The 8,395-nt window shown below is 34.6% G+C and carries 6 protein-coding genes; all 6 read right to left on the reverse strand.

Annotated features, from left to right (window positions below; all coding sequences use genetic code 11):
* Positions 1-167, reverse strand: a 167-nt coding sequence (locus tag V7056_RS15720) for an ABC transporter permease subunit (RefSeq protein WP_499703378.1), incomplete at its 3' end; no start/stop codon positions are given.
* Between the two features lie 203 nt (positions 168-370).
* Positions 371-1,549, reverse strand: coding sequence for a branched-chain amino acid ABC transporter substrate-binding protein (locus tag V7056_RS15725; RefSeq protein WP_499703373.1), 1,179 nt, complete (start codon positions 1,547-1,549; stop codon positions 371-373).
* 311 nt (positions 1,550-1,860) lie between these two features.
* The gene (gene parC / locus V7056_RS15730; protein WP_499703374.1) at positions 1,861-4,293 is read right to left on the reverse strand and encodes a DNA topoisomerase IV subunit A; all 2,433 of its coding nucleotides are present in this window, start codon (positions 4,291-4,293) and stop codon (positions 1,861-1,863) included.
* Positions 4,293-6,266, reverse strand: coding sequence for a DNA topoisomerase IV subunit B (gene parE / locus V7056_RS15735; RefSeq protein ID WP_499703375.1), 1,974 nt, complete (start codon positions 6,264-6,266; stop codon positions 4,293-4,295). The genes parC and parE overlap by 1 nt, the downstream gene beginning before the upstream one ends.
* 259 nt (positions 6,267-6,525) lie before the next feature.
* On the reverse strand, positions 6,526-6,936 hold the full coding sequence (locus tag V7056_RS15740) for a CoA-binding protein (protein WP_499703376.1): 411 nt from the start codon (positions 6,934-6,936) through the stop codon (positions 6,526-6,528).
* Positions 6,937-7,031: 95 nt separating this feature from the next.
* Positions 7,032-8,234 carry a S1C family serine protease gene (locus V7056_RS15745; protein WP_499703377.1) on the reverse strand — a complete coding sequence of 401 codons (1,203 nt, stop codon included), beginning with the start codon at positions 8,232-8,234 and terminating at the stop codon, positions 7,032-7,034.
* Positions 8,235-8,395: the final 161 nt, after the last annotated feature.

Here is an 8,395-nt window from a genome sequence, read left to right on the forward strand (position 1 = left end):
GCTGTACCAATAAATGCACCTGCCATAAATATTTCACCATGAGCAAAGTTAATTAATTCAAGTATTCCATAAACCATTGTGTATCCTAGTGCAACAATTGCATAAACAGCCCCTAAGACAAGACCATCAATTAATACTTGAGGCAATGTATGGATTATTTCATTCATGTACGTACCCTCCTATAGATAGTAATATTCGTTATTTCGATTTCCAAAAACTGACATGTTTTTTACGATATTTAGAGAAAAAGAGTATCACGATTTACGAGATACTCTTTTCTTTCACTAACATCCTTCAACCTTCATCGTCGTTTGCAATACTTCATTGCTTTCGGCTGATCGGAGGTATTTTAAGGCGCTAGCTTTACTAATTATTTAGTAACTTCGCCTACTTGAGTACCAGGGTATTTAGCTTCTTTAAATGTATAGATGAATACTTTAGCGAATTTGTTGTCCCCTTTATCGTCAAAGCCAACTTCTGTTACTACACCTTTATAATCTTGAATTGCACGAACAGCAGCAGCTACATCTTTACGAGATGGAGTTTTACCATCGCTATTTTCAATTGCGTCTTTTAAACCTTCTAATAATACTCCAGCTGAATCATATCCGTAAGAAGAGAAAGACTCAATGTTTTTGTTGAATTTCGCTTTATAGTCTTCTGCGAATTTTTTACCGTTATCAGTTTTTAATGTATCTCCAGCTACTGAAGTGTAGTAGAAGTTTTTAACAGCATCTCCAGCGATGTCTACTAAGCCAGAAGAGTCCATTCCATCTCCACCCATGAATGGCATATTTAATTCTTTATCACGAGCTTGTTTTAACAGAATTCCACCTTCTGCGTATAGTCCACCGAAGAATACTAAATCAGGTTTTTTTGCTTTTACGTTATTCAATACTCCGTTAAAGTCTTTATCTCCAACAGAAATACCTTCTTCACCTAAAATTTCAGCACCTAATTGCTCAGCAGCAGCTTTAAATTCATTTGCTAAACCAGTACCATAAGCAGTTTTATCTTGAATGATAAAGATTTTTTTAGCTTTTAAAGTATTGACTGCGAAATCTGCTCCAGCAGGTCCTTGGAAATCATCACGAGCACAGATACGGTTTACTACGCTTAATCCACGATCTGTTACTTCGTTAGCAGTATTTGAAGGTGATACCATTACAAGATGATCTTTTTCATATTTTACTGAAGATGGAATCGCAACACCTGAGTTTAAGTGACCAACAACACCTAAAATTGCTTTATCAGCACCTAATTGTTCAGCATTTGCTACACCTTTCTTTGGATCCCCTTGATCATCATAAGGAACAAGCTTCAAATCAAAGCCTAATTTTTTAAATGCAGCCTTTTGATCCTCTAATGCTAATTGAGCACCTAATTTAATTGAATCACCTAAAATTGCATTATTACCAGAAAGTGGTGTATTTGTTGCAATTTTAATAACTGTATTTCCATCCTTCTCACCGCCGTTGTTACAACCAGCTAAAATACCCGCTACTAATGATGCAGATGTTAAAATTGCAAAACCTTTTTTAAAAACCATTATGTACTTCCCCCTTAATAACTTATTTTTTAGAAAATTTCAAATACTTAAGAAAATAGTAAGCGAAATTTTTGTATTAAACAAGTTCTTTTGGTTCAAAATATTTCGACAATTCTGTCGATTACTTGTTATTTTAGGAATATATTACCACTTTATAGTCAGAAATCTCCTTTTTTCTTTAATTTGCTAGCCGATTAAATGCCATATTTATTCGCTATATACATGTATTTTGCTCAGAATGAATTATCTTTCTTGCATATGACATTTTCCGACAAAAAAACCTATTCCAAATTTATGGAATAGGCATTTTTTTAGTTATTTTCTTCTTTTTTGTAGCGAATGATTGTTTTAATTTCTCCTGCTTCATCTGTATCCATTATAAATGAGCCATTACTATATTGATCACTATGACGAATTCCTGTTGGGTCGACCATTTCAAATTGACCTGATTTACTTAAAATTGCAAACATATCATTCTCGTTAATTGTATAAACACCAATTAACTGGTGTGGATTATTTTTCAAATCTCTGATGATTTTCGCACCTCTAGTTCCTCGTGAACTTTGAGGTATTGTATCTAATTTCATTTTCTTTACCGCTGCTCGATGAGTGGCACAGAAAATATCTTTTACTGTTTCTGAAACGATATCAGCTGAAACGACATAATCTTGATCTTTTAAGTTAATTCCTTTAACGCCACCAGCTCTTAGACCTTGGACACTAATTTCATCAACTTTAAATAACAGTGTGTAGCCATTACTTGTTGCTAATAAAACGCGGTCTGTCTCACCGGAAACACCTGCATAAATTAATGCATCATCATTCTTGATCGACATTCCTACAAGTGGTTTAGAATATCTCTGAACCTTTAATTGGCTAATACTTGTACGTTTCACAATACCATTTTTCGTAACAAATAATATAAAATCTTTATTCTCTTCAAAATTATTTACAATCGTTGCAGAAAGAATTGCTTCATCACGTTCAATTGGAATGATATTGGCTATATGTTGGCCCATGTCTTTCCATCTGATATCTTGCATTTCATGTATTGGTAAATATAAATAATTCCCTTTTGAAGTAAACAAGATTAAAGTATCTGTCGTTGTACTTTCTTTTTGATAAATTAAACGATCTCCTTCTTTCATTCCATAATCCTTACCATTTGAGGCAGAATATGACCTTGGAGTTGTACGTTTAACATATCCTTCACTTGTAACGGTGATAACGACATCTTCTTGTGCAATAATGTCTTCACGTAAGATTTTAATTTCTTCAATTTCACCTTCGATTGAAGAACGTCTATTATCAGCATATGTTTGTTTAATTTTCTTTAAATCAGTTTTAATAACTGATAAAAGCTTTGATTCACTATTTAAAATTGTTTCTAATTGTTCTATTTTCTTGTTTAACTCAGCTGCTTCTTCTTGAAGTGCAGTGATATCTGTATTCGTTAATCGATATAACTGTAACATCACAATTGCTTCAGCTTGCTGTTCCGTAAAGCTATATTGAGCAATTAATTTATCTTTAGCATCACGCTTATCGTTTGCAGAACGAATTGTCGAAATAACTTGATCAAGTATAGATAAAGCCTTCATTAACCCTTCTACTACATGTGCTCTAGCTTTTGCTTTTCGCAAATCATACTTTGATCGATTCGTAATAACTTCTTTTTGGTGCTCAATATACGCGTCTAAAATAGCCGGTAATGACATTTGCTTTGGCGTACGATTGTAAATTGCAACCATATTAAAGTTATATGGAATTTGAAGTTCAGTATTTTTATATAAATAATTTAAAATGGCTTCATTATTCGCATCTTTTTTCAATTCGATAACAATACGTAGTCCTGTGCGATCAGTCTCATCACGAACCTCTGTAATGCCATCAACTTTTCGATCAAGTCGGACTTCATCTATCTTTTTAACTAAATTCGCTTTATTTACCTCAGCAGGAATTTCAGTAATAATTAATGCTTGTTTCCCACCACGTATATCTTCAGTATGAACACGGCTTCGAATGATAATTTTACCTTTACCTGTTTCATACGCTTTTTTAATGCCATCGACACCTTGAATAATCCCACCAGTTGGGAAATCTGGACCATGAATAACAGTCATCAGATCATCAACAGAGCAATTTTTACGATCAATTCTCATAATTGTCGCATCAATTACCTCCCCAAGATGATGAGAAGGTATTTCTGTCGCATAACCTGCAGAGATCCCTGTGCTTCCATTTACTAATAAATTAGGGAACATTGAAGGAAGAACAACCGGTTCCATACTTGTGTCATCAAAGTTTGGAACAAATTCAACTGTTTCTTTATCAATATCACGTAAAAGTTCACTAGCAATCGCTGATAATCTAGCTTCGGTATAACGCATAGCAGCTGGCGGATCCCCATCAATACTTCCGTTATTACCATGCATTTGAACTAATACATTTCTTAATTTCCAATCTTGGCTTAGGCGTACCATTGCATCATATACTGATGTGTCACCATGAGGGTGGTAATTACCGATTACATTACCGACAGTTTTTGCTGATTTACGGTAAGGCTTGTCTTGTAAGTTTCCTTCATAAAACATTGAGTATAAAATACGTCTTTGAACTGGCTTTAAGCCATCTCTAGCATCAGGCAATGCACGTTCTTGAATAATGTATTTACTGTATCGTCCAAAACGATCACCTAATATATCTTCTAAAGGGATATTATATAACTTTTCTGATGATACCATCAGTCTTCGCTCCCTTCTGATTCAACCTCAACTTGTTCGTTATTTAAAATTTTATCTTCTTCATCCAAATCAAACACAACATTCGATTCAATCCATTTTCGTCTAGGCTCAACTTTATCACCCATTAACGTAGTGACTCGGCGATCTGCTCTAGCCGCATCGTCTATTTTCACACGAATGAGCGTTCGCGTAACTGGGTCCATAGTTGTATCCCAAAGTTGATCGGCATTCATCTCACCAAGACCTTTATATCGTTGTAAAGTATATCCTTTACCAACCTTCTTAATTGCATCTTGTAAGTCTACTTCAGACCATGCATATTCAATTACTTCTTTTTTACCTGAACCTTTGCTCACTTTATATAAAGGTGGAAGCGCGATGTAAACCTTACCTGCTTCTACTAGAGGTTTCATATAGCGATAAAAGAAAGTCAGTAAAAGTACTTGAATATGTGCTCCATCTGTATCTGCATCGGTCATGATGACAATTTTGTCATAATTCACATCATCTATATCAAAGTCAGAGCCTACTCCTGCACCAATTGCATGAATGATTGTATTAATCTCTTCATTTTTCATGATATCCGCAAGTTTGGCTTTTTCTGTATTGATAACTTTTCCACGTAAAGGTAGAATCGCTTGAAAACGACGATCTCGACCTTGCTTCGCACTACCACCTGCTGAGTCACCCTCAACTAGGTATAGCTCATTTTTTTGAGGATTTCGGGATTGGGCAGGCGTTAACTTTCCGCTTAATGAAGTTTCAGAACGTTTTCTTTTTTTGCCACTTCTCGCTTCTTCACGTGCTTTTCTAGCTGCTTCTCTTGCTTGAAATGCCTTTACTGCTTTTCGCACAAGCGAAGTTGCAATATCTGGATTTTCTTCTAAGAAATATGCAAGTTGATCAGAAACAACCGAGTCTACAGCAGATCTCGCTTCACTAGTTCCTAGCTTCCCTTTCGTTTGTCCTTCGAATTGAAGTAGCTCTTCTGGAATTCTAACTGAAACGATTGCCGCTAATCCTTCACGAATATCCGCGCCTTCAAGGTTTTTATCTTTTTCTTTTAAGATATTTACTTTTCTAGCGTACTCATTAAACGCTCTAGTAAGTGCAGTTTTTGCACCAACCTCGTGAGTCCCTCCATCTTTTGTACGAACGTTGTTTACAAAAGATAGCATTGTTTCTGAGTAACCATCATTGAACTGAAAAGAAAATTCAACTTCGATTTTATTTTGAATGCCATCGAAGAATACAACCGGATGGATTGTTTCTTTTCCTTCATTTAAGTAGCTAACAAACGCTTCGATACCGTTTTCATAATAAAACTCTTCGAAAGCATCGTGACGTTCATCTTTAATTGTAATTTTTAATCCTTTTAGTAGGAATGCAGATTCTCTTAAACGCTCACATAGCGTATCAAAATTATAGTTAGTTGTACTAAATATTGTTGGGTCTGGTTTAAATGAAATCGTCGTACCAGTTTTTTTTGATTTTCCAATGATTTCTAATGAAGTAACTGCTTTACCACCATTTTCAAATCGCTGTTTGAAAATGGATCCTTCACGATGGATTTCTACAACAAGCCATTCTGATAATGCATTTACAACTGATGCACCAACACCGTGTAAACCACCACTTGTTTTATAGCCGCCTTGTCCGAATTTTCCACCAGCATGCAGAACAGTTAAAATAACTTCAGGGGTAGGTTTACCCATTTTATGCATTCCAGTTGGCATTCCTCGGCCATGGTCTCTTACAGTTAAGCTATTATCTTTATGTATAATCACATCTATTTGAGTTCCGTGACCAGCTAACGCTTCATCTACGGAATTATCTACGATCTCGTAAACTAAATGGTGTAGACCTCTACTATCTGTGCTACCAATGTACATTCCTGGACGTTTACGTACTGCTTCTAAACCTTCCAGTACCTGTATCGCATCTTCGTTATATGCTGTTTCATTCTTTGCCAACACCATTTCTCCTTTCCATATTACACCTTACATAAGAACATCCGTTCCATTATATCATATACCGGATTAAAATGTTTCTTCTAATCGTTCATGTTAATGGTTTTTTCGCTAACTTACAAGTCGTTGAAGAAAAAAATAGTTAAATTGTCCTTTTTTTATCGTTATTTTTCTAAATAGTTAAAATTTTTTAATCTTTCTAATATTATCGTATTTACTCTTTAGAAACTAAAAACTCACTGGGTTACAGTGAGTTTTCGTTCTATCTTGTCATAGCATGTTCTACTTTAATACAACGATTCATAATAACGGTTTTTCCATTTGCTTTTAGTAGGTCATATGCTTCTTCATTTTCTATTCCTAGTTGTGCAAAGAACACATCACAATCTATTTTTAAAAAATCCTCTGCAACTGGCAATAAATGCTCAGGTCTTCTAAAAACATTTACAATATCTACTTTTTCTTTAATATCTAATAAACTTGGTACTGCTTTTTCTCCTAACACAGTGTCAACAGTAGGATTGACTGGGATAATTTTATAACCAGCGTCTTGCATTGCTTTACTTACCATGTAAGACGTTTTAGAGGAATCCGCTGAAAGTCCAACAACTGCAATTACTTTACTGTTCTTTAGAATTTGGCCTATTTCTTCTCTAGATGGGTATTTACTCATTATCTAATCACCCTTTCATTTACATAAATAAGCGAAAAGAGCAATCTCTTCGCTTATTCGTTATATATTCATCATATTTTGTAAAAAATTACCTGTCAATTACTTGATGCTAGCGTTAAAGATAAATCTTGTTTTTTACCATCTCGGTAGAAAGTTACTTTTAATTTATCGCCGACTTTTTTATGAGAATATAAGTATTCTCTAATTGCAATTACATCTTCAATTGGTTGATCATCTAATTCGACAATGACGTCTAATTGTTGTAATCCCACTTTCGCAGCAGGAGTACCTGGATCCACATGAGTTACTACTGCACCTCTCGTAACAGATTCAGGTAATTTTAGAGATTCTTCAATATTAAATTGTGGAATTTCTTCTAAAGCTTTTAACCCTACTCCCATTACTGGACGTGTTACTTCGCCGAATTTTTCTAGCTGGTCAAAAACCGGTTTTGCTATATTAATTGGAATTGCAAAACCAATCCCTTCAACTGATTGCTCTGCTATTTTACTCGAGTTAATACCGATTAACTCACCCTTAGCGTTAATTAATGCACCACCACTATTACCTGGATTAATTGCTGCATCTGTTTGAATAACTTGCGTTTGGTAATCGGCAACTCCATCACCATCAATATCTTGTGGGATTTCACGTGCTTTACTACTTACAATACCTTGTGTTACAGTACTTTCTAAAAATCCAAGTGGATTCCCTATTGCGATTGCTGTTTCACCAACATTAATTTTTTCAGAATCTCCTAAATTAGCAACATTTGTCACATATTTTGCATCAATTGCAACGACAGCTAGATCTAATAATTCATCAGTTCCAACTAGTTTTGCATCTACTAATTTACCATCTGCCATTTTTACCTTTAGTTGTTTTGCACCTGACACAACATGATTATTTGTTGCAACTAATGCTTTATTTCCAACCTTTTTATAGATTACCCCTGAGCCAGAACCAGCCTCCTGAGTGTCCATTGAAAAAGGATTTGAAGATTGATAATTATTCACACCTACTACAAATTTACGAGCAGTTTGAATTGTTGAAGTAACATCTTCACGAGAGACGTTAATTACTTGTGCTGGAGTTTGGTTTTCATTACCAAGTTCTGATTCATTTGTCGTATTAATTAAATTTGGAGAAACAAGTGAAATCGTAACTGCTCCAATTACAGCACCAATAAAACCAGTTAATACGTGTGATCCGCCTCTTCTGCCTTTGTTATATCGTTTATGATTGTTTTGATGATCATTGTTTTCATTTCTTAAATCTGTTTCGTCATAATATCCCATATTTTATTGCCTCCAATATGTAATAAATTATCTTGATATTAATTTACCCTAGCAATGTGTATTTACTGTGAACTTTTTAATATATTTTGGAATTTTTTTAGAAAAAATGAAAATTCTACCCCATCTTCTTTATTATGGACGTTAATTTTTGAATGATGTAA

This window comes from Bacillus sp. JJ664 (assembly GCF_036962205.1).
Classification (GTDB): Bacteria; Bacillota; Bacilli; order Bacillales; family Bacillaceae_G; genus Gottfriedia.

Coding starts and splice junctions, on each gene's coding strand:
- V7056_RS15740 (WP_499703376.1), bottom strand. CDS start 6,936: ATGAGTAAATACCCATCTAGAGAAGAAATAGGCCAAATTCTAAAGAAC.
- parC (WP_499703374.1), bottom strand. CDS start 4,293: ATGGTATCATCAGAAAAGTTATATAATATCCCTTTAGAAGATATATTA.
- V7056_RS15745 (WP_499703377.1), bottom strand. CDS start 8,234: ATGGGATATTATGACGAAACAGATTTAAGAAATGAAAACAATGATCAT.
- V7056_RS15725 (WP_499703373.1), bottom strand. CDS start 1,549: ATGGTTTTTAAAAAAGGTTTTGCAATTTTAACATCTGCATCATTAGTA.